A 24,347-nucleotide genomic window follows, 5' to 3' on the forward strand; every position below is an offset into this window, starting at 1 on the left:
GGTTTTCTAACATATGCGCTGCGGCGCCGGAAATCCGATCCCTGATCCTCACTCGCCGACCTGGAAGACGGCAGTGACACCATCGCCGAGATCGAAGACGGTGCCGAGGGGGACGCGGAGCGTCGCACCGCTGCGGAGCAGCCTCGGCTCGCTGCCCTGCGGCCGGACGATCGTTCCGTTGGTGGAGTCGAGATCCCGGGCGAGGAGGTGGTCTCCGTCGAGCGCGACCTCCAGGTGCGACCCCGAGATCTCCTTCGCGGGCGACGGCACCGTCTCGATGCGCGCCCCGGGATGCCGGGCCGGTCGCGGACCGCGACCGAGCACGACCGGGCGGTCGAGGGGGAGGTCGCGCCCGGGATCGACGCGCAGCACGTAACCGATCGCGGCGGCGGGAGCGGGCGCGGCCCGCCGGCCGCCGAGCAGGGTGCGGTCCTCCGGGGCGTCGTCGTCGGCGGATCGGTCCGCGGCCGGCGCGTCGTCGTCGGTGAGGAACGCGGGCAGCTCGAACTCCTCGTCCAGGGGCCTCGCGAACAGGCTCCGGTCGATGGACAGCGTCTGGAGGACGTCCATGTCGTCGAGCGAGGGGGCGGCCGCGCGGGGTGCGGCGGGGCGGGCGGATGCCGCGGGTGCGTTGTCGCGGCCGGCTCCGGTCACGGGAGCATCGTCGCTCGTCGCGGCCGCGCGCCGTGCGGCCGCGCGGAGCCGCGGCTTGGCGCCGCCGGTGCGGGCGGCGCTCTCGGAGTCGCCGGCATCCGCACGCGGGGTGCGGGGCGGCCGCCCCCACGACACCTCGTCGGCACGGATCACGCCGAGGCCCAGCGGAAGGAACTGCGCGGCGGCCTGCTCGCCGTCGAACGACAGCCGGATGCCGTCGGCGTCGGAGATCGTCGTCTCGGTCCAGGTGCGGACATCCCGGCCCTCGATCGTCCGGCCGGCGGACGTCGTGATGGTCGCGGCTCCGCGCGCGGCCACGCGCAGCGTCTCGGGTGAGGTCCCCGCGAACTCGGCGACGGCGAAGTCCGGGAGCGCGTCGACGCCGACGGCGACGACGACGCTCAGCACGTCCTCGAGGACGGACGTCTCGGCGGCGGCGGCATCCCACAGCCGGGCGATGAGACCGTCGTGGACGTCGGCGGCCACGAGGATGGCGAAGCGATCACCCGCGATCACGTATCCCGCTCGCGTCAGGTCGCTGGAGGCCGGATATCGGAACACCCTGACAGCCTAGGTCGCTCCCGCGGTGGCGCCGGGACGACGCTCCCGCGCCGCCGCGACAGCCGCCGCGATCGTCCCGGAGACCGCGCAGCGGACGAGATCCGCCGATCGGAGGGCGCTCCGCCCGGATCGGCCCTCCGCTGCGCGGATGTCCGCCGTCATCGCGCTGCGGTCACACCCAGCCGGGGAGCCAGACGTGCATCCAGTAGAACTCGTACGGCACACGGGTGGCCGACCACAGCGGGTACCAGAAGGTGGACACGAGCGTCACGACCGCGAGGATTACGAGGACGGTGCGCTGTCCCGCATTCCGGCGCAGCTGCTCGGCATGGGCGGCGCCGGCGATCTGCTGCAGGGCGAGCGTCAGCGCGAGGATCAGGAACGGCAGCATGAGGACCGTGTAGAACTGGAAGATCGTGCGCTCCGGGTACAGCAGCCACGGCGCATAGGCCGCGCCGATCCCGACCAGCACGATCGCGAGGCGCCCGTCGCGGACGAGGACGAACCGCACCAGCAGCCAGACCGCCGCGATGATCCCGCCCCACCAGATCAGCGGGTTGGGCATGCTGTACAGGATCTCGAGGCACCCCCGCGCGCTCGCGCAGCCGTCGACGCCGTCCGGGGTGTTCCCGGCGTACATCGAGGTCGGGCGCAGCAGCAGCGGCCACTGCCATGCCGGACTGGAGTAGGTGTGCGCCGTGGTGATCTCGGCGGTCGCGGCGTAGATCGTCCCGTGGTACGTCCAGAGGTTCTGCAGGCCCGTCGGGACCCCCGAGAGGATCCCGGATGCCGGGGACGCGTCCGCCGCGTGGCGCCCGTAGCCGCCGTCGGTGGCGAGCCACCCTGCCCACGAGGCCAGATAGACGGCGAGGCTCACCGGGATCATCAGCAGGAACGCCACCGCGCCCTGGCGCACCCCGTCGAGCGGCCAGTAGTAGACCCCCAGCCGGCGCCGGGCGAGGGCGTCGGTCACGACGGCGTACAGGCCGAGGGCCGCGAGCATCCATGCGCCCGACCACTTGACGGCGCACGCGGCGCCGGCGGCGGCTCCGGCCGCGAGCAGCCATGGCCGGTTCCAGAGCACCGGGCCCCATGCGACCCACTCGTCGGGCCGCCGCCGCGCCGCCATCGCGGCGCTCAGCCGGTCCAGGTGGGTCCGTCGGTCGCGCAGGACGAACCAGAACGCGAGCAGCACGAGGGCGGTCAGCATCATGTCGAGGATCGCGACGCGGCTCATGACGATCGCGAGTCCGTCGATCGCCATCAGGAACCCCGCGACGGTCGCGAACGGGATCGAGCGGGAGATCTCCCGGGCGATGGCGTACACGAGGAGCACCGACAGCGTCCCGGCGACGGCCACGGCGACCCGCCAGCCGAAGGAGGAGTCCGCGCCGAACAGCGCCATCCCGGCGCCGATCAGATACTTGCCGAGCGGGGGGTGCACCGCGAAGCTCGGATCGGTCGTGAAGATGTCCGTCTCGCCGCCCGCGAACCGCGCGTCGGCGTCCTCGGGCCAGGCGGCGGCGTAGCCGAGGGACCACTGGCTCCAGGCATCCTTCACGTAGTACGTCTCGTCGAAGACGAGCGAATGCGGATGCCCGAGGTTCCAGAACCGCAGGATCGCGCCCAGCAGCGTCACGGCCAGCGGCGCGAGCCAGGCCAGGCGGCGGCGAAGCGCCGGATCGGCCGAGACGCGACCACGCCAGCCGTCGTACCGGGAGGCGCGGGACTCCGGCCGCGACGGCAGCAGGGGGTCGGCGGTCGAGGTCACGGCGACCAGCCTATGACGGGCGCCGCCTAAGCTGAGGCGGTGCTCATCCTCGCCGCGACCCCCATCGGCAACCTGGGCGACGCGACCTCCCGGCTGACGTCCGCCCTCGGCACCGCGACCATCGTCGCGGCCGAGGACACCCGCACGACGCAGCGTCTGCTGCAGGCGCTCCGCATCGCGAATCGGCCGCGGCTGATCGCGCTGCACGACCACAACGAGAAGCAGCGTGCGGCCGAGCTCGTCGCCCTGGCCGCGGACGAGGACGTCCTGCTGCTCAGCGATGCCGGCATGCCGACCGTCAGCGACCCCGGCTACGCGGTGGTCGCCGAGGCCGTCGCCCGGGGGGTCGACGTCACGGTCCTGCCCGGCCCGAGCGCGGTGATCACGGCGCTCGCCCTCGCGGGCCTGCCGACCGACCGGTTCACGTTCGAGGGCTTCGCGCCGCGGAAGGCGGGGGAGCGGCGCACCGTCTTCGGCGCGCTCGCGTCGGAGCCGCGCACCATGGTCTTCTTCGAGGCGCCGTCGCGCCTGGCCGAGACGCTCGCCGCCATGGCGGAGGCGTTCGGCGCGGACCGCCGCGCCGCCGTCTGCCGGGAGCTCACGAAGCTGCACGAGGAGGTCGTCCGCGCGCCGCTCGGCGAGCTCGCGGCGTGGGCGCAGGACGGGGTCCGCGGCGAGATCGTCGTGGTCGTCGCGGGCGCACCCGTCCGCACCGTCTCGGAGGCCGACGCGGTGGCCCAGATCCTGAGCATGGTGGCCTCCGGCATCCGTCTGAAGGATGCCGCGGCGGAGGTGTCCCGCGAGACGGGACTGCCCTCGCGCGATCTCTACCGAAGCGCCGTGGCCGCCCGTTCCTGAGCGGAGCGGACGGCCACGGCGAGTTCGGTTGCCCCGGTCAGCCCTTGACGGAGCCCGCGGTCAGGCCGCCCACGATGTAGCGCTGCAGCGACAGGAAGAGGACGAGCACCGGCACTGAGGCGAGGATCGCGCCGGCCGCGAACAGGCCCCAGTTGCTGGAGAGCTGGTTCGAGACCCACTGGAACATCCCGACCGCGAGCGTCCAGTTGTCCTCCGAGACGAGCACGATCTTCGCGATGATGTAGTCGCCGAAGGCGGCGATGAACGCGAGCAGCGCAACGACCGCGAGGATCGGGGTCACGAGCGGCATGATCAGCCGCCAGAAGATCTGGGCGTGCGTCGCGCCGTCGATCTTCGCCGACTCGTCGATCTCCATGGGGATCGTGTTGAAGAACCCGTACATGAGGAACGTGTTCACGCCGAGCGCGCCGCCGAGGTACACGCAGATGAGCGCGATCTTCGAGTTGAGCCCGAGGACGGGGAACACCTCGCCGAGGGTCAGCAGCATGAGGAAGATCGCGACGAAGGCGAGGGCTTGCGGGAACATCTGCACGATGAGCAGCGCCGTCAGTCCCGGGCGGCGGCCCGCGAAGCGGAAGCGCGAGAAGGCGTACGCGGCCGCAGCGCCCATGAGGACGGCGCCGATGGCCGACGCGCCGCCGACGATGAGGGTGTTGGCGTACCAGGCCCAGTAGCTGGTCCCCGCGAGGGCGGCGACGTTGTCGAGGCTGAACACCGAGAACAGCGAGTTCGCCGCGGCGAGGTTGCCGTTCGGGTTCAGGGCCGCGGACACGACGTAGACCAGCGGGAACATGGCGTAGAAGAGGATGACGACGGCGAGCAGGTACTTCCAGCCGACCTCGGTCAGCCAGCGACGGCGCTGCCCGGGTCGGCGGGGCGTCGACGCGGCGCGCGTGCCGGAGCGGGCGCCGGCGGTCGTGACGGCGGCGGTGGTGGGGGCGGGAGCGGACATCACTGGTACTCCTCCAGCTTCTTGGTCTGGCGGAACGCGAGGGCGGAGATGACTCCGACCACGATGAAGACGAGGATCGACAGCGCACTGGCGAGGCCGTAGTCGGCGGCTCCGCCCGAGACACCGGAGATGTCGTAGATGGCGGAGATGAGGATGTCGGTGTTGCCGAGCGCGTACGGGGCGCCGGGGATCGACGGTCCGCCGTTGTTGAACATGTAGATGACGGTGAAGTTGTTGAAGCTGAACGCGAACGACGAGATCAGCAGCGGGGCCGTCGAGACGAGCACGAGCGGCAGGATGATCGCGCGGAGCTGACGGAACCGCCCCGCGCCGTCGATGGATGCCGCTTCCAGCGCGTCCTGCGGCAGCGCCTGAAGGGCGCCGGTGCAGACGAGGAAGTAGTACGGATAGGTGAGCCAGACGTTCACGAACAGCACCGCGCCGCGTGCGAGCCACGGATCACCGAGCCAGTCGATGTTCGTGCCGCCGAAGAAGAACTCGTTGATGACGCCGAACTCGGCGTTGAACATGCCGCGGAACAGCAGCGCGGACATGAAGGCGGGGAACGCGTACGGGAGGATGAACAGCGTCCGCAGCACCTTGCGTCCCCGCACGCGCGGGTCGTTGTAGACGAGCGCGATCAGCAGGCCCAGGGCGAAGGGGATCGCCACGGACAGGATCGCCCAGACGAACGTCCATCCGGTGACGAGGGCGAGCGGCTCGACGAGCGAGGGGTTGGTGAACAGCTTGACGAAGTTGTCGAAGCCGACGTGCACGGTCCAGCCGGCCGGGAGGGTCGTCCCGTCCTCGGCGACGAACTCGCCGCGCTCGGTGGCGGTGTAGACGAGGCCTGTCGCACTGTCGGAGATGGTCTGCGCGTCGGCATCCCACGTCATCGTGGAGAGGTACACCGCGCCGCTCGAGCCGTCTCGCGTGCGGATGGAGCCGTCGTTCGGGTCGTCCGAGACGGGGACGCGCAGATCCACGACGGCGGCCTGCGTGTCGGCGTCGCCGATGATCGTGTTGCGCGGGACGATGGTCCACCCCGGCACCTCGGTGGGAGCGCCGGATGCCGGTGCGGCGCCGACCGGGGCCAGCGGCTCGTCGGCGGTTCCGGCTCGGATCTCGCCGTCGAGAACGACCGCGAAGCCCAGCTCGCCGCCGCGCTCGACGACGGCCAGCGGCAGCGTCGGGGCGCCCTCGACGCGGCGCTCACCCTGCGCGAGGGCGGCTTCGACGGCCTGCTCCTGCGACCCGACGTGGCCGGAGCCGTAGTTCGTGAAGGCGATGTAGCCGGTGTACAGGAAGATGAAGATCTGGAAGATGAGCAGGAACGACAGCCCCGGCAGCAGGTACTTGAGCGGCAGCGCCCGCTTGGTGAAGTAGACGACGTCGGCGGCGACCAGGAGCGCGACGGCGACGCCGAACACGATCCAGGACTCGGCCTGGAACGCCGCGATGATGCCCATGAGGCCCACCGCGTTGATCACGGCCATCAGGGCGAGCTTCACGAGGAAGCCCCAGCCCCGTCCCGACCAGCGGCGGCCGTGCGCCTCGGGCGGTGGTGCGGTGGTGTCCGCGTCGAGTGTGCTCTGCGGAGCCGTCATGTCATCTCCCTCTCGAGGAAAGTGGTTTCCGGGCGCGGGGCGGAGCGCCCCGCGCCCGGAAGGGGATCAGCCGATCGCAGCCTCGATGTCGGCGACCATCTTGGTCCAGGTCTCCTCGGGGTCGGCGCCCTTGATGACCTGCACCTGAGCGGCGTTCCAGAGGTCCCAGACGGCTCCCATCTCGGGGATGGACGGCTGCGGCACGCCGTTGGCGGCCGAGGCCAGGAAGCCGGCGACGATCGGGTCCTCGGCGATGGCGGGGTCCTCGGCGAGCGTCTTCCACGCGGGCAGACGCGGGTCGGCCTCGTAGAGCGCCTTCTGCGCCTCGTCGGTGGCGAGGTAGTTCACGAGGAACTCCTGCGCGATGAGCGCGTTCTCGCTCTGCGAGCTCACGTAGAAGCCCTGCACGCCGACGAACGGGGCGGCGGTCTCGCCACCCGCGGAGGGGATCGGGCTGACCTTGATGTTCGCGCCCTGCGCGGTCAGCGCCTCGACCGCCCACGGCCCCTGGATCGTGAACGCGGCCTCTCCGGCGGCGAACAGCTCGTTGTTGGTGTCGTAGTCGATCGTGGTCGAGACGTCGCCCGTGCCCTCCTCGCCCTTCTCGCCGAGCCACGTCGCGAACGCGGTGCCCGCCTCGCCGCCCATGCCGACCTCGGTCGTGTACGAGCCGGACTCGTCCTGCACGAACACCGGGGCGCCGAAGGAGGTCTGGAAGCCGTACATCGTGTAGGCGTCACCGGTCTGGCCGGCGGTGTTGATCACGAGCGCGCGCTCGGCGCCGCCCTCCTCGGCCTGGGCGACCATGTCGTCCCACGTCGCCGGCACGTCCTCGCCGACGAGGTCGGTGTTCTGGACCAGCGCGATCGACTCGAGGGCGTACGGGAAGCCGTAGACCTGGCCGTCGTAGCTGAAGGCGTCGACCGCGACCTGCTCGAGCTGCTCCGCCGACTCGCCGAGGTCGACGGTGTCGACGACACCCGCGGCGACGAACGCGCCGAGGAAGTCGTGCGCGCCGACCGTGATGTCGGGGCCTTCGCCGGTCGGGACCTGGTTGATGAAGTCGTTGCGGATGTCCTCGAAGTTCTTCTGGACGAGCTCGACCGTCGCGCCGGTCTCCTCCTCGAACGTCGCCGCCGCCGCCTCGATGGCGGGTTCACGGTTCGCGTCGGTCCAGATCGTCAGCGTGACTCCGCTGGCGTCGATCGGCTCCTCGGACTCTGCGGGAGCTGTGGGGGAGGTGCTGCTGCTGCAACCCGCCAGCAGCAGGGATCCGGCCGCCAGTGCAGCGACGCCGATGCCCATCTTGCGCATGGATGTTCCTTCCGGAAGTGGTCGATCCTGCGGGGCCTCGAAGGAGGTCGCGCCCTTACGACCGGGGTGTGAGCCGAGACCGGGCGGTCTCGGCGGTTTCTCTCAGTGCTGTCGACGGTCACCCGTCGAGGAACGGCCGGTCATCGACCGGCTTCTTTCGCTGCATGCGGCCTACGGACGACGGCGACGTCGCCCCCTGCCAGCACCAGCTTGCCCCGGATGTCGCGCTGCGTCAGCAGATCGACCCCGGACGTTTCGAGCGAAGCCTCGGCGGCTCCGTGGTTGATGGCGACGAGGTAATCGGCGTCGTCCCCGGAGCGGAGGATCGTCTCGACCCCGGCGGGCGTGCCGGCGGGCGTGATGCCGGCATCCGCGTACACCTCCGTCATGATGGCGCGGAGCCCCTCGGCATCCGGCCGCGTGCTCACGTACCAGGCAGTGCCGTCGCCCAGCGCGTTGCGGGTGACGGCGGGCTGCCCGTCCGCGGGACCGCCGACGTAGCGGGCACGGGCCTCGGCCGTCGTGAGGACGAGGTCCTCCTGCCAGACGTCGGCGCCGTACCGCTCCCCGCCCAGGGCGATCGCCGCGGCGTCGCCCTGGCGCAGCGGCAGATGCTCCTCGACCCGCAGACCGAGAGCCTCGGCCAGGGGAGCGGCGAAGCCCCCCGGGTGGACGGCGTCGTTCTCATCGACGACGGCGGAGAAGAACGACACCACGAGCGTGCCGCCGCCGCGGACGTAGTCGGTGAGCAGGGCGGCATCCCGCGCCGTCAGGAGGTACTGCGCCGGGGCGACGACCAGGCGGTACCCGATCAGGTCGTGGCTGGGGAGGGCGAAGTCGACGGTGATGTCATCGCGCCAGAGCCGCTCGTAGAACGCACGGATCCGCTCGTCGTGCGACACGTCCTCGGACGGGCGCCATTCGAGGTCCTGCGCCCAGAACGACTCGAAGTCCCACAGCACGGCCACGTCGGCCGTCACCCGGGAGCCGCGGACCTCGCCGAGACGGCCGAGCTTGGCGCCCAGGTCGACGACCTCGCGGAAGACCCGGGAGTCGGGGCCGGCGTGGGGGAGCATCGCGGAGTGGAACTTCTCGGCGCCCGAGCGCCCGGCCCGCCACTGGAAGAAGAGGATGCCGTCCGCGCCGCGGCCGAGATGCGACAGCGAGTTGCGGGCCATCTCGCCGGGCCGCTTCGCGACGTTGCGGGGCTGCCAGTTCACGGCCGAGGTCGAGTGCTCCATGAGGATCCACGGCTTGCCGGCGCCGACGGACCGCGACAGGTCGGCGGCGATGGCGAGGCCGATCTCGCCCTCCGCGTCGGCGGCCCACAGGTAGTGGTCGTCCGAGACGATGTCGACCTCGTCCGCCCAGGCCCACAGATCCACGCCGTGGTGCTGGTTCGCCATGAAGTTCGTGGTGATCGGCTGCGCGGCGTGTGCGCGGATGGCGTCCTTCTCGATGCGGAAGCACGCGCGCAGCTGCGCGTCGGTGAACCGCGCGAAGTCGAGCTTCTGCGCGGGGTTGATCGTCGACGGCGCGGCGGCGGGGGCGCCGACGTGCTCCCACTCCTCGTAGTGCTGGCCCCAGAACGCGGTGCCCCATGCGACGTTGAGCGCGGCGACCGTGCCGTAGCGCTCCTGCAGCCAGCCGCGCCATGCGCGGACGGAATGGGAGGAGTAGTCCTCGCCGACGGGGACGCCGTACTCGTTGTGGATGTGCCACAGCACGACGGCGGGGTGGTCGCCGTAGCGCTCCGCCAGGGCGCCGGCGATCCGCGCGATCGCGGCACGGTACTCGGGTGCGGAGTGCGACACCATGCCCCGCGCGCCGAAGCCGAGGGCCACACCGTCTCTCGTGACGGCGCGGGCATCCGGGTACTGCGCGAAGAACCAGGCGGGCGGCGACGCGGTCGGCGTGCCGAGGTCGACGGCGATGCCGTTGCGGTGCAGGAGGTCGATGACGTCGTCGAGCCAGCCGAAGTCGAAGACGCCCTCGCGGACCTCGAGGAGGCCCCACGAGAAGATGCCGATGCTCACGAGGTTGACCCCGGCCTCGCGCATGAGGCGCACGTCCTCGTCCCAGACCTCGCGCGGCCACTGCTCCGGGTTGTAGTCACCGCCGTAGGCGATGCCCTCCAGTCGCGGCCACTCAGCGGTCGTCATGTCGGCGTGCCATCCTCATTGATCTCACTGCGCGGATCGCCAGCGGGATCGGGTGGCTGGGACCGGTAACAGTCGGTGCCCGGAAGTCTACGACGAGCGGATCCGGGAATCCGCAGGTCGTTATCGAACTGTGACCGGTCCCAGGGTGGGGAGCAGCGGTATAGAGTCGGCGAGTGGTTCTCCCTCCCGAGCGCAGGCGGCCCACCATCCGCGACGTCGCGGAGGTGGCCGGTGTTTCGCATGGCACCGTCTCCCGCGTCATCAACGGCGGCAAATGGGTCTCCGGCGACGCCCGCGCCGCCGTCGAGGACGCCATCCGCACGACGGGCTACACCGTCAGCCACGCGGCGCGCGCACTCGCGACCGGGCGCGCGAACTCCGTCGCCTTCCTGCTCACCGAGCCGCAGCACCTGCTGTTCGCGGACCCGACGTTCGCGCTGCTGCTGCGCGGCGCGACCGAGGCCCTGGCGGCCCGCGACATGACGCTCGTGCTGCTGATCGCCGAGCATCCGTCGCAGTACGCCAACATCGAGCGCTACGTCCGTGCCGGGCACGTCGACGGTGTCCTGCTGATCTCGTCCCACGAGTCCAACCCGCTGCTCGCGTCGCTCACCTCGGCCGGGGTGCCCACCGTCTGCACCGGTGTGCCGTTGGGCGACCGCGCCCACGTGCCCACCGTCTCCGTCGATGAGGAGGAGTCCGCCCGCGCCATGACGCGTCATCTCCTCGCCGGCGGCTATCGGCGGATCGCCGTCATCACCGGACCCGACGACACCCCCGGCGGCCGGTACCGGCTCGTCGGCTTCCGCGAGGAGATGGGCGACCTCTTCGACGCGGACCTCGTCGAGCAGGACGTGTACTCGAGCGACGCGGGGGCCGCGGCGATGGCGCGACTGCTCGACCGCGCTCCCGACATCGATGCCGTGTTCGCCGCATCCGATGTCATGGCGGTCGGCGCCATCGCGACGCTCCGCCGGGCCGGCAGGCGGGTCCCCGAGGACGTCGCGGTCGCCGGCTTCGACGACTCCGGCCTCGCCGCCACGACCGACCCGCCTCTCACGACCATGCGCCAGCCCTGGTCCGAGATCTCCCACCGCATGGTGGAGGTGCTCCTCGACGTCATCGCGGGCGGGCCGGGCGAATCCGTCGTGCTGCCGACGACGCTCGTCCCGCGCGCGAGCGCCTGACCGTCACAGGCCGCGGGGGAGCCGCCGTCCCACGTAGGATTCCAGGGTGACTTCCGGCGGCTCCTTCTACATCACCACCCCCATCTACTACCCGAGCGATCTGCCCCACATCGGGCACGGGTACACGACGGTGGCGGTGGACACCCTCGCGCGCTGGCACCGGCAGGCCGGTGACGACACCTGGATGCTGACCGGCACCGACGAGCACGGCCAGAAGATGCTCCGCGCCGCGAGCGCCAACGGCGTGACGCCGCAGGAATGGGTCGACAAGCTCGTGGAGGAGTCCTGGTTCCCGCTGCTGGAGACCCTCGAGGTCGCCAACGACGACTTCATCCGGACCACGCAGCCGCGTCACGAGGAGCGCGTGCAGAAGTTCGTGCAGGCGCTCTACGACAGCGGCTACATCTACGCCGGCGAGTACGAGGCGCTGTACTGCGTCGGGTGCGAGGAGTTCAAGCCCGAGGCGGAGATCGTCGACGGCGCCGGCCCGTTCGAAGGCCTCAAGGTCTGCGCCATCCACTCGAAGCCGCTGGAGCTGCTGCAGGAGAAGAACTACTTCTTCAAGCTCAGCGAGTTCCAGGACCGGCTGCTCGAGCTCTACAAGACCCAGCCCGACTTCGTCCGGCCGGATTCGGCGCGCAACGAGGTCGTCTCGTTCGTGAAGAGCGGTCTGAAGGACCTGTCGATCTCCCGGTCGGCGTTCGACTGGGGCATCCGGGTGCCGTGGGACGACACCCACGTCATCTACGTCTGGGTCGACGCCCTGCTCAACTACGCGACGGCGGTCGGCTACGGCACCGACCCGGAGCAGTTCGACCGCCGCTGGCCGGCGTACCACGTGGTCGGCAAGGACATCCTGCGCTTCCACGCCGTCATCTGGCCGGCGATGCTGATGGCCGCCGGGCTCGAGGTGCCCCGCGGCATCTTCGCGCACGGCTGGCTGCTGGTCGGCGGCGAGAAGATGTCGAAGTCGAAGCTCACCGGCATCGCGCCGACCGAGATCACCGACGTCTTCGGCGCGGATGCCTACCGGTTCTACTTCCTGTCGGCGATCTCGTTCGGCCAGGACGGCTCGTTCTCGTGGGAGGACCTCTCCGCCCGGTACCAGGCGGAGCTCGCCAACGGCTTCGGCAACCTCGCCTCGCGCACGATCGCGATGATCGAGCGCTACTTCCAGGGGGTCGTGCCGCCGGCGGGGGAGGCCGCCGAGATCGACCTGCACGTGCAGCGGACGGTGGCGGATGCCGCGGCCGCCGCCGACGCGGCGATGACGGCCTTCCGGCCCGACGAGGCGATCGACGCGATCTGGACCATCGTCGACGAGCTCAACGGCTACATCACGGAGAACGAGCCCTGGGTGCTCGCGAAGGACGAGGCCACCCGCGATCGGCTCTCGACCGTCCTCTACACGGCCGCCGAGGGTCTGCGCGCCCTCGCGGTGCTGCTCTCGCCGGTCATGCCGACCTCGACGCAGAAGCTCTGGACGGCGCTCGGCGCGCCCGGTGCGCTCGACCAGCAGCCCCTCCGCGAGGCGGGCACGTGGGGTCAGCTCCCCGCCGGGACGCAGGTGAGCTCTCTCGCTCCGCTGTTCCCCCGCGTCGAGCAGTCCGCATGACGACCGACCCCAGCGCCTACACCCGCCAGCGCGAGCAGTCCGCCCGCGACGTCCGATGGCCCGCACCGCCCGACGCGCTCACCATTCCGGTCTACGACAACCACGCGCACCTCGAGATCGAGGACGGCGACGAGCCGCGCTCGCTCGAGGAGCAGCTGGAGCTCGCGGCATCCGTCGGCGTCCTCGGCGTCGTGCAGGCCGGCGGTGACATCGAGTCCTCGCGCTGGTCCGCGTGGGCGGCGGCGTCCTCGCCCCGGGTTCTCGCCGCCGTCGCCATCCACCCGAACGAGGCGCCCGCGTACGCCGCGGCCGGCCGTCTCGGCGAGGCGATCGCCGTCATCGACGAGCTGGCGGCGCAGCCGCGGGTGCGGGCGGTTGGCGAGACCGGTCTCGACTTCTTCCGGACCGGCGAGGACGGCCTGGCCGCGCAGTTCGAGAGCTTCGAGGCGCACATCGCGATCGCGAAGAGGCACGGCATCGCAATGCAGATCCACGACCGCGAGGCGCACACCGCGGTCCTCGAGACGCTCGAGCGCGTCGGCGCGCCGGAGCGGACCGTCTTCCACTGCTTCTCGGGCGACGCCGACATGGCCCGCTACAGCGCCGAGCGCGGCTACTGGCTGAGCTTCGCGGGCAATGTGACGTTCAAGAACGCGCAGAACCTGCGCGAGGCGCTGGCCGTGACGCCGCGCGACCGCATCCTCGTCGAGACGGATGCGCCGTTCCTCACGCCGACGCCGCACCGCGGCCGGCCGAATGCGCCCTATCTCGTCCCGGTGACGGTGCGGTTCATGGCCGCCGAGCTGGGCGTGGAGGTCGACGAGCTGTGCGCGCAGCTGGCGCAGAACACGCTCGAGGTCTACGGCGCGTTCGAGGAGGGGCCGGACTCGGCCGACCCCGCGGCGGCCGTCGCAGGCTGAATGGCGTTCTTCGCGGGCGCCGCCGGGGCGAGCACCGGACGGGTCGTCGCTCCGGGGACCAGCTCCCACGGCAGGTCGACGACGCGCGGGCCGTCGTCGAGGAGCGCGGCGGGCAGCGTCGCGAACATCGCGGCCGCCGCGAGGTCCGGCCGCACGCACACGTGCGTCACCCCGAGACGGCGGTTCATCGCGCAGTCACTCGAGCACAGCGCGACGAGCTGGACGTCGCGCGGGATGACGAGCTTCATCTCCTCGAGCTGCAGGTACACGTCGGGCCCGTCCTCGGCTCCCGCGAAGACGGCGTCCGCGCCCTGCGCGAGGGCGTCACTGAGCACGCGGGGGAGATTGCGACGCGTCGGATCGACGCTCCGGATCAGGGCGCCCCGGCCGTGCACGGCGCGCCACACCTCGAACGCGGTGCGGCCGATCTCGTCGCGCGGGTGGGACCCGTCCTCGGTGAGGAACAGGATGCGCCGCGCGCCCGCCGCCACGAGGGCGTCGAGCCCCGCCCGCACGGCGACGTCGTACCCGGTGCGGATGCTGAGGCCCTGCGTCCCGTCGACGAACTGATCGTCGGCGACGATCGGGATGCCGCGGGCCATGGCCGCGCGGAGGATCGGCTGGCTCTTGCGGGCGTCGGGCACGTACAGCGCATCGAGGTGGGTCCCCGCGAGGAGGTCGGGGTTCGACGCCGTGAGCACGGTGACGGTGAACCCGTGCTCGGCGGACGCGTGGACGAGCGAGGACAGCTTCCGGGCGCGCTCGAGCTCCTCCCGGCGGGGCAGCTCGTCGTCGGCCATCACGAAGCCGACCGTCATCGTCCGGCCGCTGCGCAGCGCGGCGGCGTGCCGGTTGGGAACGTACCCGAGCTCGGCGGCGACCGCCTTGATGCGGGCGCGGGTCTCGGGACGCAGGCTGCCGCGGTCGTTGAGCGCCTGGCTGATGGCCGCCGTCGACACGCCGGTGGCGCGCGCGATGTCCTTCAGCGTGACGCTCGGGCTCATGCCCGTTCGCCCTCGTCGTCCGCGGCGGTGCCGGTCGGCTCGGGCACGACGAGGCGGATCGCGTCGGCCCACGCGGTGCCCGAGCCCGAGGAGGCGAGCGTGTGGCCGCGCGCGATCAGGTGGTGCATGACGACGCCGGAGAAGTGGCGGAGGGCGGTCTCGACCTCGGGGGAATCGCCTCGACGCCGGGCGCGGGTGAGCTCGTCGTCCAGGACGCCGGTGATGAACGACCGCAGGTCGACGACCGACGGGGCCACCTCGTGGACGCGACGGGCGGCGGCGTGCCGCTGGGCGGCCGTCGCGACGATCTCGCGGGCCTGGCCGACCGTGACCGCCTCGTCCACGGGCGCGTGCAGGCGGATGGTCTCGAGGTCGAGCAGGTCGACGCCCGGCAGGAGGGCGACGTCGGGATCGACGTTGCGGGGCAGACCCAGGTCGATGATGACCTGCGGGCGGGTGCCGTCCCCGCGTGCGGCGGCGTGCTCGGCGGCACGGAGGGCGAAGGTGTCGGCGGTCGCGGTGCAGGTCACCACGATGTCCGCCCGCGCCGCCTCGGCGGCGTAGTCCTCCGTCGTGACGTGCACGAGGCCCTCGCGGTTCGCGAAGCGCTGCCGGCCCGACCGGGAGTGGACGCGGATGTCCTCCGCGCCGACGGCGCGCAGGGCGGCGAGTGCGGCGGCGGCGTAGCGGCCGGTGCCGACCAGCAGCACGTGGGCGCGGGCCCAGTCGTCGATGCGCGGCGACACGAGGTCGACGGCGAGCCGGACGAGCGACCGGCCGGATTCGCCGAGCCGCGTCGTGTTCTTCACGGTGCGGCTGGTCTCGGTGGCCCGCTGGAACAGGTGCTCGAGCGGCGCGGTGGTCACGCCGTGCTCACGGGCGGACTCGAGCGCGCGGCGCACCTGGCCGGCGATCTCGTCCTCGCCGACGGCGACCGAATCGAGACCGGAGGCGACCGAGAAGAGGTGGTGGGCGACCTGGTTGCCGTGCGCGAAGTCGACGTTGTCGCGAAGCGACCGGTACGGCATCTGCGCGGCATCGGCGATGGCCTCCATCGCCGCATCCATCGCCGGGATGGGCGATGCCAGCTCGGCGTCCTCGGCGATGTCGAAGTACGCCTCGAAGCGATTGCAGGTCGCGAGGACGACGGCGCCTCGGACGGAGTCGTGGACGTCGGAGAGCTGGGTCGCGAGGTCGTCGCCGACGGTCGAGAGACGCTCGAGCGAGTCGAACGGCGTGGAGCGCTGATGAGCGGTCAGGCAGACGAGCACAGTGCGGAGAACCCCCTCGGATCCGGTCTAGTATATCGATTAACCGATTCGAGGAGTTCATCATTCCCGGCCCCAGCCACCCCCTCATCGCCTCCGGCACCGCGCAGTCGCGTCTGGTCCGTGCACTGCTCGGGGATCGCCCCGAGATCACGCCGGTCTGGTTCATGCGTCAGGCCGGTCGGTCGCTGCCGGAATACCGCGCGCTGCGCTCGCGGGGAACGATGCTCGAAGCCTGCCTCGACCCCGCGCTGGCGAGCGAGATCACGATGCAGCCGGTCCGCCGCCACGGCGTCGACGCGGCCATCTTCTTCAGCGACATCATCGTGCCGCTCGCGCTCGTCGGCATCGATGTCGAGATCGCGCCGGGCCGCGGTCCGGTGTTCTCGAAGCCGCTCCGGACGGCGGCGGACATCGCCGCGACCGTCGCCATCGACCCGGCGCTCGTCGTCGAGCGCGGCGGCGCCGTGGCCGACGCCGTCGGCCGCACGACGGCGATGCTCGCCGACCTCTCCGACGAGCGCGGCGAGCCGATCCCGCTTATCGGATTCGCCGGCGCCCCCTTCACGCTGGCCGCGTACCTCGTCGAAGGCGGGCCGTCCAAGGACCACATGGCGGCACGCCGGCTCATCCACGAGGACGCGCCCGCGTGGCGCGACCTCACCTCGTGGCTCGCCGAGGTGACGGGGCGCTTCCTCGCCCTGCAGATCGAGGCGGGCGCGAGCGCCGGGCAGCTGTTCGACTCGTGGGCCGGGGGGCTGAGCCCGGCCGACTACCGGTCGTCGGTGCTGCCGGCATCCGTCGCCGCCCTCGCGCACGCCCGCTCGCTGCCGCTGCCCGAGGGCGTCGACCGCCTGCCGCTCGTGCACTTCGGCGTCGGCACCGGCGAGATCCTCGCGGACATGGCGAGCGCCGACATCGACGCGCTGGGCGTCGACTATCGCGTGCCCCTCGACGTCGCCCGTGCCCGCATCGGTCGCGACCTGACGCTCCAGGGCAACCTGGACCCCGCGATGCTCTACGCGCCCGAGCCGGTGCGGACCGCCGCCGTGCACGAGATCCTCACGGCCGGCCGCGCCGCACGCGCGCACGTCTTCAACCTGGGCCACGGCGTGCCGATGGACGCCGACCCCGACGCGATCTCCGCGGTCGTGCGGACCGTCCACGACTGGCGGGCGCGGTGACCACGCACGACCTCGTGGTGATCGGCGGCGGCGTCGCCGGGCTCACCATCGCGTGGGAGGCGGCTCGCGCGGGCCTCGACGTCGTCGTCTGCGAAACGGGCGACGAGACGGGCGGGATGCTGCGGCGCGGCACCGTCGCGGGCGTGGACGTCGACCTCGGGGCCGAGTCGTTCGCGACCCGCACCTCGGGGGTCGTCGACCTCGTCGCCGACGCCCGCCTGCCGGTGCAGTTCGCCCCGCCGAAGCCCGCGGGAGCGCATCTCGCGTACCGCGGCGCGCTGGGTCGCACGCGGCGCGCGCCGCTGCCGCGCCGCGCGCTCATCGGGCTGCCCGCCGACCCGGCCGCTCCCGACGTCGCCCGCATCCTCGGGCGTGCCGGTACCCGCCGGGCCGCGCAGGAGCGGTCCCTGGCCGCGGTCGCCGGCGCGGAGCCGTCCCTCGCCGACCTCGCGACCCTGCGCTATGGCGCCGCCGTGACCACCCGGCTGGTCGAGCCGCTGTGCCGCAGCGTGTACTCGCAGGATGCGGCGTCCGTGCGGCTGTCCGCGCTGCACCCGGCGCTGTGGGCCGAGTTCGCGGAGCGCGGCTCGCTGACCGCGGCGGTCGACGCCCTCGCCCCGGCCACCCGCGCCGGCTCAGCCGTGCGCGGCATCGAGGGGGGCCTCTGGCGCCTCGCCGCGGAGCTGCAGGCCGTGGCGCTCCGTGCCGGCGCGGTGATCCGCACCGGCACGGCCGTGCGCGAGATCCGCTCCACCGCCGGCGGCACGCTCGTCGTGGTCGACGGCGAGACGCTGCCCACGCGGAACGTCGTCGTCGCGACGGGGCCGGCCGCCGCCGCCCGCCTCCTCGGCGTCGACGTCGCGCCCGCCGCCCCGGTGCGACTCACCGTCGCCGAGATCACCGCGCCCCGCCTCGCCGCGGCACCGGTCGGCTCGGGCGTCATCGTCGCGCCCGACGTCGACACCCCCGCGAAGGCGCTCACCCACGTCGATGCGAAGTGGGAGTGGGCCGCGGCGGCGCTGCCCGCCGGCACGTCGGTCGTCCGGCTGTCCGCGCGGGACGGCGTCGCCGGCGGGCTCGACACGCCCGCGGCGGTCGCCCGCGCCGTCCGCACCCTCACCGGCGTCGCCGTGTCCCCGGGGGCCGTCCGGTCGCTCACCGCCGTGACGTGGCCGGATGCGGTCTGCCCGCCCGCCACCCGCATCGCGCTCACCCGGGCGGCCGCCGATCGCGGCATCCGTCTCGCCGGCGCCGTCGCCGCCGGAACCGGGCTCGCCTCGGTGATCCCGCACGCGCGGGCGCTCGCCGCAGATCTCATCGCACACCCCACCCCCCACGAAGGAGCACGCCATGTCCGCTGACGACACGTCAGCCCCCGGCCTCGGCTACACCCTGTTCGCGATCCTCGCCGGGCCCCGGCCCCGCACGGCCGGACCGACCGCCGGCGACCTCACCGAGCTCGGGTCGGTCGTCGACTCGCTCGCCGATGCGGGCGTCACGCTGCGCGGGCTCTACGACGTGACCGGCATGCGCGCCGAGGCGGACCTCATGGTGTGGCTCCACGGCGAGGACGCGGCGGCGCTGCAGAAGGCGCTCCGCGCGCTGCGGCGCACGAGCGCGCTGGCCGCCTTCACGAGCGTGTGGAGCGCCATGGGCGTGCACCGCGACGCGGAGTTCAACAAGCGGCACGTCCCGGGCTACCTGCGCGGCGAGCACGCCCGCGACTGGCTGTGCCTGTACCCGTTCGTGCGCAGCTACGAGTGGTACCTGCTCCCCGAGGAGGAGCGCTCGCGCATGCTCGCCGAGCACGGCCGGAAGGGCGCCGCGTTCCGCGACGTCATCGCGAACACCGTGTCGACGTTCGGGCTGAGCGACTACGAGTGGCTGCTGCCGCTCGAGAGCGACGAGCTGACGAGTCTCGTCGACATGATGCGCGACCTGCGAGCGACCGACGCGCGCCGTCACGTGCGCGAAGAGGTCCCGTTCTACACTGGGCGCCGCATCGAGCTCGCCGAGCTCGCGGAGGTGCTCTCGTGAGCGCGCAGAACATCGGCGCCGACGGCTTCCGGCCGAAGCCGCCGCGCGCGTCCGGAACCGTGACCGCGGCCGGCTGCGCCGTCCCCAACGCGACGGATGCCACCTGCGCCGGCGAGCCGCACGTCTCGACGCCGACGCCCTACGACGGCATCCTCCTGCTCGGCTTCGGCGGGCCCGAGGGCCAGGACGACGTCATCCCGTTCCTGCGGAACGTGACCGCGGGTCGCGGCATCCCCGACGAGCGCCTCGAGGAGGTCGCGCACCACTACCGGCACTTCGGCGGGGTCTCGCCCATCAACGAGCACAACCGAGAGCTGAAGGCGGCGCTCGACGCCGAGCTCTCGGCGCGGGGCCTCGACCTGCCCGTCTACTGGGGCAACCGCAACTGGATGCCGTACGTGACGGATGCCGTCGAGGCCGCGCACGCGGACGGCCGCACGCGGCTGCTCGCGATCGCGACGAGTGCGTACAGCTCGTACTCGTCGTGCCGGCAGTACCGCGAGGACCTCGCGGACGCCGTCGAGGCGACCGGGCTGCAGCGGGCGGTGCAGATCGACAAGGTGCGCCAGTTCTTCGACCACCCGGGCTTCGTCGCCCCGTTCGTGGAGAGCCTCCGCGGGGCGGTCGCCGAGCTCGCCGGCAGAGGCATCACCGACCTCGAGAACGACGTCGAGATCCTGTTCTCGACGCACTCGATCCCGAACTCCGACGCCGACCGCTCGGGCCCGCCCGAGCGCGGGCTGGGTGCCGGCGGCGCCTACGTCGCCCAGCACACCGCCGTCGCCGCGGAGATCATGACGCAGCTCGGTATCCCGAGCTCGTGGCAGCTCGTGTTCCAGAGCCGGTCCGGTCCGCCGTCCGTGCCGTGGCTCGAGCCCGACATCAACGACGCCATGCAGGACCTCCCCGTCCGCGGCCGGAAGGCCGTCCTCATCGTGCCGCTCGGCTTCGTCAGCGACCACATGGAGGTCATGTGGGACCTCGACACCGAGGCGCTCGAGACAGCGGCGGAGCTCGGACTCGTCGGCATCCGCACCGCCACGCCCGGGACGCACCCGGCCTACGTCGGCGGCCTGGTCGACCTCGTCGAGGAGCGACTGAACGGGACGCCCGTCGCCGAGCGCCCCGCCGTCACCGACCTCGGTCCCTGGTACGACGTCTGCCGTCCGGGATGCTGCGAGAACAAGCGGCTCGGCTTCCAGCCGGCCCTCGCGGGGGTGGCACCGTGAGCGCCGCGCTCCGGCTCGGCACGCGTGCGAGCCTGCTCGCCACGACCCAGTCGCAGCACGTCGCGGACGCGCTCGCGGCGGCATCCGGCCGCGAGGTCGAACTCGTCCGCATCACGAGCGAGGGCGACGTCACGAGCGGTCCGCTCGCCCAGATGGGCGGCACGGGCGTCTTCGCCACCGCGCTCCGCGACGCGCTCCTCCGCGACGAGTGCGATCTGCTCGTGCACTCGATGAAGGACCTGCCGACGGCGCGGTTCCCCGGCATCGTCGTGGGCGCCGTGCCCGTGCGCGCATCGCAGCACGACGTCCTCTGCGCGCGGGACGGCCTCACCCTCGAGACTCTCCCCGAGGGCGCGCGGGTCGGCACCGGATCGCCGCGTCGGGTGGCGCAGCTGCTGCAGCGGCGTCCCGACCTGATCGTCGGCGGGATCCGCGGCAACGTCGACAGTCGGCTCGGGCGGGTCGCCTCGGGCGAGTTCGACGCGATCGTGCTCGCCGAGGCGGGACTGCGCCGCATCGGCCGGGAGTCCGCCATCACGGACGTGCTGCCGTGGCCGACCTCTGCCGCGCAGGGTGCGCTGGCCGTCGAGATCCGCGAGGGCGACGCCGCCGTCGCCGAGGTGGTCGCGCTCATCGAGGACGCCGAGACGGCGCTCGCGGCGACCCTCGAGCGCGCGATCCTGCACCGGCTCGAGGCGGGCTGCGCGGCGCCCGTCGCGATCGACGCCGTCCCGAGCGGGGACGCCGTCGACCTCGTGGCCGCCGTGTACTCCGAGGACGGGCGCCGCTCGGTCACCGCCGAACGCCGGCTCACCGGCGACATCGACATCGCGGCCGCGTCGTCCGACGTCGTCGCGGAGCTGCTCGCCGGCGGAGCGGCCGATCTCTCCGACCTCGCCGGATACTCCCGATGACGGTGGCCGCCGGCGCCCTCCGCGGCGCGCGCGTGCTCGTGCCGCGGAGCGGCGCGTGGGGCGAGCGCGTCCGCGCCGACCTGCGGGCGCGCGGAGCGGAACCCGTGGTCGCGCCCCTCATCGGCTCGGCGCCGCCCCGTGACATCGTCGCGCGCGACCGCTCGTTCGCCGCGCTCGCGGCCGGGGAGTACGCGTGGCTGTTCGTCACCAGCGCGGCGAGCATCGAGCAGCTGCGCACCCACGGCGTCGACGTGCCCGCCACGACGCGGATCGCCGCCGTCGGACGCGCCACCGCTCGCGCGGTCGCCGACGCCGGCTGGGAGGTCGAGTTCGTCCCGTCCGGCGCGGCCTCGGCGACCGCGATGATCACGCAGTGGTGCACGGGACGCGACCCGCGCACCACCGGGCGCTCGCTGGTCGTCCGCAGCGACCTCGCCCAGGCCGTTGTGAGCGACGAGCTCGAGGTGCGCGGCTTCGCCGTCGACGTCTGCATCGGCTACCGCACGGTGGGCGTCGACCTCGACCCGCAGATCGTCGCCGACCTGCGCTCGGGGGCCATCGACGTCGTTCTGCTGACGTCGCTGAGCGTCGGGCGCGAGCTGCGCCGCCAGGTCGGGCCGCTGCCGGCACGGACGCTCGTGGCCTCCATCGGCCCGGGCACCACGCGCGACGGCGAAGGCCTGGGCTTCACCGTCGGCCACACGGCACGCACCCAGAGCATCGATGCGCTGATCGCCGAGATCGACGCCCGTTCCCCGGAAGGATCCTCATGACCGCGTTCCCCACTCGTCGCCTCCGCCGGCTGCGCGGCACGCTGGCGCTGCGCCGCCTGTCCGCCGAGCACCACCTCGCGCCCTCCCAGCTCGTCCTCCCCGTGTTCGTGAAGGAGGGCATCACCGAGTCGCAGCCGATCGCGAGCATGCCCGGAGTGTCGCAGCACCCGATCGAGACGCTGGCGGACGTCGTCGACGAGGCGGCGCGGGCCGGCATCGGCGGCATCATGCTCTTCGGCATCCCGGCCGTGCGCGATGCCGTCGGCAGTGGCGCGACCGATCCGGACGGCATCCTGAACCGCGCGATCGCGGTGGCGGCGTCCGCCGCGGCCGGGCGTCTCACGATCCAGGCCGACCTGTGCCTCGACGAGTTCACCGATCACGGCCACTGCGGCGTGCTGGCCGCGGACGGCTCCGTCGACAACGACGCGACGCTGCCGCGCTACGCCGCGATGGGCCTCGCGCAGGCGCGTGCCGGCGCGGACCTGCTGGGCCTGTCGGGGATGATGGACGGCCAGGTCGAGGCGGTGCGGACGGCGCTCGACGCCGAGGGCTTCGCGCACGTCGCGATCCTCGCCTACTCGGCGAAGTACGCGTCCGCGTTCTACGGCCCGTTCCGCGACGCCGTCGAGTCGACGCTGCAGGGGGATCGCCGTTCCTACCAGATGGATCCCGCCAACAGTCGCGAGGGCATCGAGGAGGCGCTCCTCGACGTCGACGAAGGCGCCGACGTCGTCATGGTGAAGCCCGCCATGCCGTACCTCGACGTCCTCAACCGCGTCGCCGACCGGTCCGCCGTCCCCGTCTGGGCCTACCAGGTGTCGGGCGAGTACGCGATGATCGAGCACGCCGCGGCGGCCGGCCTGATCGACCGGGACCGCGCGATCGGCGAGAGCCTGCTCGGCATCCGTCGCGCCGGCGCCGACGTCATCCTCACCTACTGGGCCGTCGAGGTCGCGCAGTGGCTGCGCGACGGGAAGGAGCTCGCATGAGCCGCAACGCAGACCTGTTCGCCCGCGCCCAGGAGGTCATCCCCGGCGGGGTGGACTCGCCCGTCCGCGCCTACGGCTCGGTCGGGGGCACGCCGCGGTTCATGGTGTCGGCACAGGGCGCGTACGTGACGGATGCCGACGGCCGCGACTACGTGGACCTCGTCGCGAGCTGGGGTCCGGCGCTGCTCGGGCACTCCCACCCGGCCGTCGTCGACGCCGTCGTGGCGGCTGCGCGTCGCGGCCTGTCGTTCGGTGCGCCGACGTCCGCCGAGACCGAGCTCGCGGAGGAGATCCGCCGGCGCGTCCCCGCGGCGGAGAAGATCCGGCTGGTGTCGACGGGAACCGAGGCGACGATGACGGCGATCCGCCTCGCGCGGGCCGCGACCGGGCGTGATCTGCTCATCAAGTTCGCCGGGCACTACCACGGCCACTCCGACGGACTGCTCGCGCAGGCGGGGTCGGGGCTCGCGACCCTGGCGCTGCCCGGTTCGGCCGGCGTCCCCGCGCCCGTGGCGGCGCAGACGCTCGTCATCGGCTACAACGACACCGCCGCCGTCGAGGAGGTGTTCGCCGCGCACCCGGGCCGGATCGCCGCGATCATCACCGAGGCCGCCGGCGCCAACATGGGCGTCGTGCCGCCGGCACCCGGGTTCACCGCGTTCCTCGCCGAGGTGGCGCACCGCGAGGGCGCGCTGCTCATCAGCGACGAGGTGCTGACCGGGTTCCGGTCGTCGTGGTCCGGCTACGCCGGCGTGCTGGCGGCCGCGGGGGAGGACGTGGTCCCGGACCTCGTGACGTTCGGCAAGGTCATCGGCGGCGGGCTGCCGGTGGCCGCGGTCGCCGGTCGCGCATCGATCATGGACCTGCTGGCCCCGACCGGTCCGGTCTACCAGGCGGGGACGCTGTCCGGGAACCCGGTGGCCGTCGCGGCGGGCCTCGCGACCCTGACGCACGCCGACGACGCGGTGTACGCCCGGCTGGATGCGGCGGCGCACGCCGTCGCCGATGCGGCATCCGCTGCGCTCACCGAGGCCGGCGTCCCGCACGTCGTGCAGTGGGCGGGAACCCTGTTCAGCATCTTCTTCGGCGAGAGCGTCGCCGGGGGAGTCCCGGACTACGCGACGGCGACGACGCAGGATGCCGCCGCCTACGGGCGGTTCTTCCACGCGATGCTGGCGGCGGGCGTCAACCTTCCGCCGTCCGCGTTCGAGGCGTGGTTCCTGACCGCGGCCCACGACGACGCGGCCCTGGACCGGATCGCCGCAGCCCTGCCGGCGGCGGCGCGGGCCGCGGCCGGGTGAGGCCCGCTCCTCCGGCGGCAGCG

The 24,347-nt window shown here is 72.7% G+C and carries 20 protein-coding genes; 12 read left to right on the forward strand and 8 right to left on the reverse strand.

Translation table 11 applies throughout. The features are described from left to right. Positions 1-48 precede the first annotated feature (48 nt). Positions 49-1,215 carry an FHA domain-containing protein gene (locus tag AB3M83_RS06485; protein ID WP_412946146.1) on the reverse strand — a complete coding sequence of 389 codons (1,167 nt, stop codon included), beginning with the start codon at positions 1,213-1,215 and terminating at the stop codon, positions 49-51. Positions 1,216-1,387: 172 nt separating this feature from the next. Then, positions 1,388-2,986, reverse strand: a complete 1,599-nt coding sequence (locus tag AB3M83_RS06490; protein ID WP_412946149.1) for a dolichyl-phosphate-mannose--protein mannosyltransferase — start codon at positions 2,984-2,986, stop codon at positions 1,388-1,390. Between the two features lie 39 nt (positions 2,987-3,025). Between AB3M83_RS06490 and rsmI the strand changes: the two genes are divergently transcribed. Further along, on the forward strand, positions 3,026-3,844 hold the full coding sequence (gene rsmI, locus AB3M83_RS06495) for a 16S rRNA (cytidine(1402)-2'-O)-methyltransferase (RefSeq protein ID WP_412946152.1): 819 nt from the start codon (positions 3,026-3,028) through the stop codon (positions 3,842-3,844). A 37-nt stretch (positions 3,845-3,881) separates the two neighbouring features. Here the strand turns inward: rsmI and AB3M83_RS06500 are convergent, their stop codons facing one another. The 4 genes from AB3M83_RS06500 to AB3M83_RS06515 all read right to left on the reverse strand — a co-directional run bounded on the left by AB3M83_RS06500 (position 3,882) and on the right by AB3M83_RS06515 (position 9,900). Then, on the reverse strand, positions 3,882-4,817 hold the full coding sequence (locus AB3M83_RS06500) for a sugar ABC transporter permease (RefSeq protein ID WP_412946155.1): 936 nt from the start codon (positions 4,815-4,817) through the stop codon (positions 3,882-3,884). Beyond that, positions 4,817-6,424 carry an ABC transporter permease subunit gene (locus AB3M83_RS06505; RefSeq protein ID WP_412946158.1) on the reverse strand — a complete coding sequence of 536 codons (1,608 nt, stop codon included), beginning with the start codon at positions 6,422-6,424 and terminating at the stop codon, positions 4,817-4,819. Before AB3M83_RS06505 ends, AB3M83_RS06500 begins: the two co-directional genes overlap by 1 nt. Positions 6,425-6,490: 66 nt before the next feature. Then, on the reverse strand, positions 6,491-7,738 hold the full coding sequence (locus AB3M83_RS06510; RefSeq protein WP_412946161.1) for a sugar ABC transporter substrate-binding protein: 1,248 nt from the start codon (positions 7,736-7,738) through the stop codon (positions 6,491-6,493). Positions 7,739-7,878: 140 nt separating this feature from the next. Beyond that, on the reverse strand, positions 7,879-9,900 hold the full coding sequence (locus AB3M83_RS06515) for a beta-galactosidase (protein ID WP_412946164.1): 2,022 nt from the start codon (positions 9,898-9,900) through the stop codon (positions 7,879-7,881). A 173-nt stretch (positions 9,901-10,073) separates the two neighbouring features. On the opposite strand from AB3M83_RS06515, the gene AB3M83_RS06520 reads away from it, so the two are divergent. From AB3M83_RS06520 to AB3M83_RS06530, 3 genes are read left to right on the forward strand one after another with little or no spacing between them, the layout of a single operon-like run. Then, positions 10,074-11,087 (forward strand): LacI family DNA-binding transcriptional regulator, encoded by a 1,014-nt coding sequence (locus tag AB3M83_RS06520; RefSeq protein WP_412946167.1) that lies wholly within the window; start codon positions 10,074-10,076, stop codon positions 11,085-11,087. A 46-nt stretch (positions 11,088-11,133) separates the two neighbouring features. Continuing rightward, the gene (gene metG / locus AB3M83_RS06525; protein WP_412946171.1) at positions 11,134-12,702 is read left to right on the forward strand and encodes a methionine--tRNA ligase; all 1,569 of its coding nucleotides are present in this window, start codon (positions 11,134-11,136) and stop codon (positions 12,700-12,702) included. Next, positions 12,699-13,622, forward strand: coding sequence for a TatD family hydrolase (locus AB3M83_RS06530; protein ID WP_412946174.1), 924 nt, complete (start codon positions 12,699-12,701; stop codon positions 13,620-13,622). Before metG ends, AB3M83_RS06530 begins: the two co-directional genes overlap by 4 nt. On the opposite strand, the gene AB3M83_RS06535 is transcribed toward AB3M83_RS06530, so the two are convergent. Further along, complete coding sequence (locus AB3M83_RS06535) at positions 13,562-14,626, reverse strand: LacI family DNA-binding transcriptional regulator (protein ID WP_412946177.1); 1,065 nt, start codon at positions 14,624-14,626, stop codon at positions 13,562-13,564. The two genes, AB3M83_RS06530 and AB3M83_RS06535, sit on opposite strands and share 61 nt — an antisense overlap. Then, positions 14,623-15,897: a glutamyl-tRNA reductase gene (locus tag AB3M83_RS06540; protein WP_412946179.1), complete on the reverse strand. Its 1,275-nt coding sequence runs from the start codon at positions 15,895-15,897 to the stop codon at positions 14,623-14,625. The genes AB3M83_RS06535 and AB3M83_RS06540 overlap by 4 nt, the downstream gene beginning before the upstream one ends. Before the next feature lie 113 nt (positions 15,898-16,010). Here AB3M83_RS06540 and hemE point away from each other — a divergent pair, with 113 nt between their 5' ends. Genes hemE through hemL form a run of 8 tightly spaced genes read left to right on the forward strand, consistent with a single transcriptional unit; the run spans position 16,011 to position 24,324 of the window. Then, a complete protein-coding gene (hemE, locus tag AB3M83_RS06545) occupies positions 16,011-17,078 on the forward strand; it encodes a uroporphyrinogen decarboxylase (protein WP_412947826.1) in 1,068 nt (355 codons plus the stop codon). Beyond that, positions 17,075-18,439 (forward strand): protoporphyrinogen/coproporphyrinogen oxidase, encoded by a 1,365-nt coding sequence (locus AB3M83_RS06550; RefSeq protein ID WP_412946182.1) that lies wholly within the window; start codon positions 17,075-17,077, stop codon positions 18,437-18,439. Before hemE ends, AB3M83_RS06550 begins: the two co-directional genes overlap by 4 nt. Continuing rightward, positions 18,429-19,115: a hydrogen peroxide-dependent heme synthase gene (gene hemQ / locus AB3M83_RS06555; protein ID WP_412946185.1), complete on the forward strand. Its 687-nt coding sequence runs from the start codon at positions 18,429-18,431 to the stop codon at positions 19,113-19,115. Before AB3M83_RS06550 ends, hemQ begins: the two co-directional genes overlap by 11 nt. Continuing rightward, positions 19,112-20,344: a ferrochelatase gene (locus tag AB3M83_RS06560; protein WP_412946188.1), complete on the forward strand. Its 1,233-nt coding sequence runs from the start codon at positions 19,112-19,114 to the stop codon at positions 20,342-20,344. Before hemQ ends, AB3M83_RS06560 begins: the two co-directional genes overlap by 4 nt. Next, positions 20,341-21,258 carry a hydroxymethylbilane synthase gene (hemC, locus tag AB3M83_RS06565; RefSeq protein WP_412946190.1) on the forward strand — a complete coding sequence of 306 codons (918 nt, stop codon included), beginning with the start codon at positions 20,341-20,343 and terminating at the stop codon, positions 21,256-21,258. The genes AB3M83_RS06560 and hemC overlap by 4 nt, the downstream gene beginning before the upstream one ends. Then, positions 21,255-22,031 (forward strand): uroporphyrinogen-III synthase, encoded by a 777-nt coding sequence (locus tag AB3M83_RS06570; RefSeq protein ID WP_412946193.1) that lies wholly within the window; start codon positions 21,255-21,257, stop codon positions 22,029-22,031. Before hemC ends, AB3M83_RS06570 begins: the two co-directional genes overlap by 4 nt. Beyond that, positions 22,028-23,023, forward strand: coding sequence for a porphobilinogen synthase (gene hemB, locus AB3M83_RS06575; protein ID WP_412946195.1), 996 nt, complete (start codon positions 22,028-22,030; stop codon positions 23,021-23,023). The genes AB3M83_RS06570 and hemB overlap by 4 nt, the downstream gene beginning before the upstream one ends. After that, positions 23,020-24,324, forward strand: coding sequence for a glutamate-1-semialdehyde 2,1-aminomutase (gene hemL, locus AB3M83_RS06580; protein WP_412946198.1), 1,305 nt, complete (start codon positions 23,020-23,022; stop codon positions 24,322-24,324). The genes hemB and hemL overlap by 4 nt, the downstream gene beginning before the upstream one ends. The last annotated feature ends 23 nt before the right edge of the window (positions 24,325-24,347 follow it).

This window comes from Microbacterium pasadenense (genome assembly GCF_047246565.1).
Classification (GTDB): Bacteria; Actinomycetota; Actinomycetes; order Actinomycetales; family Microbacteriaceae; genus Microbacterium.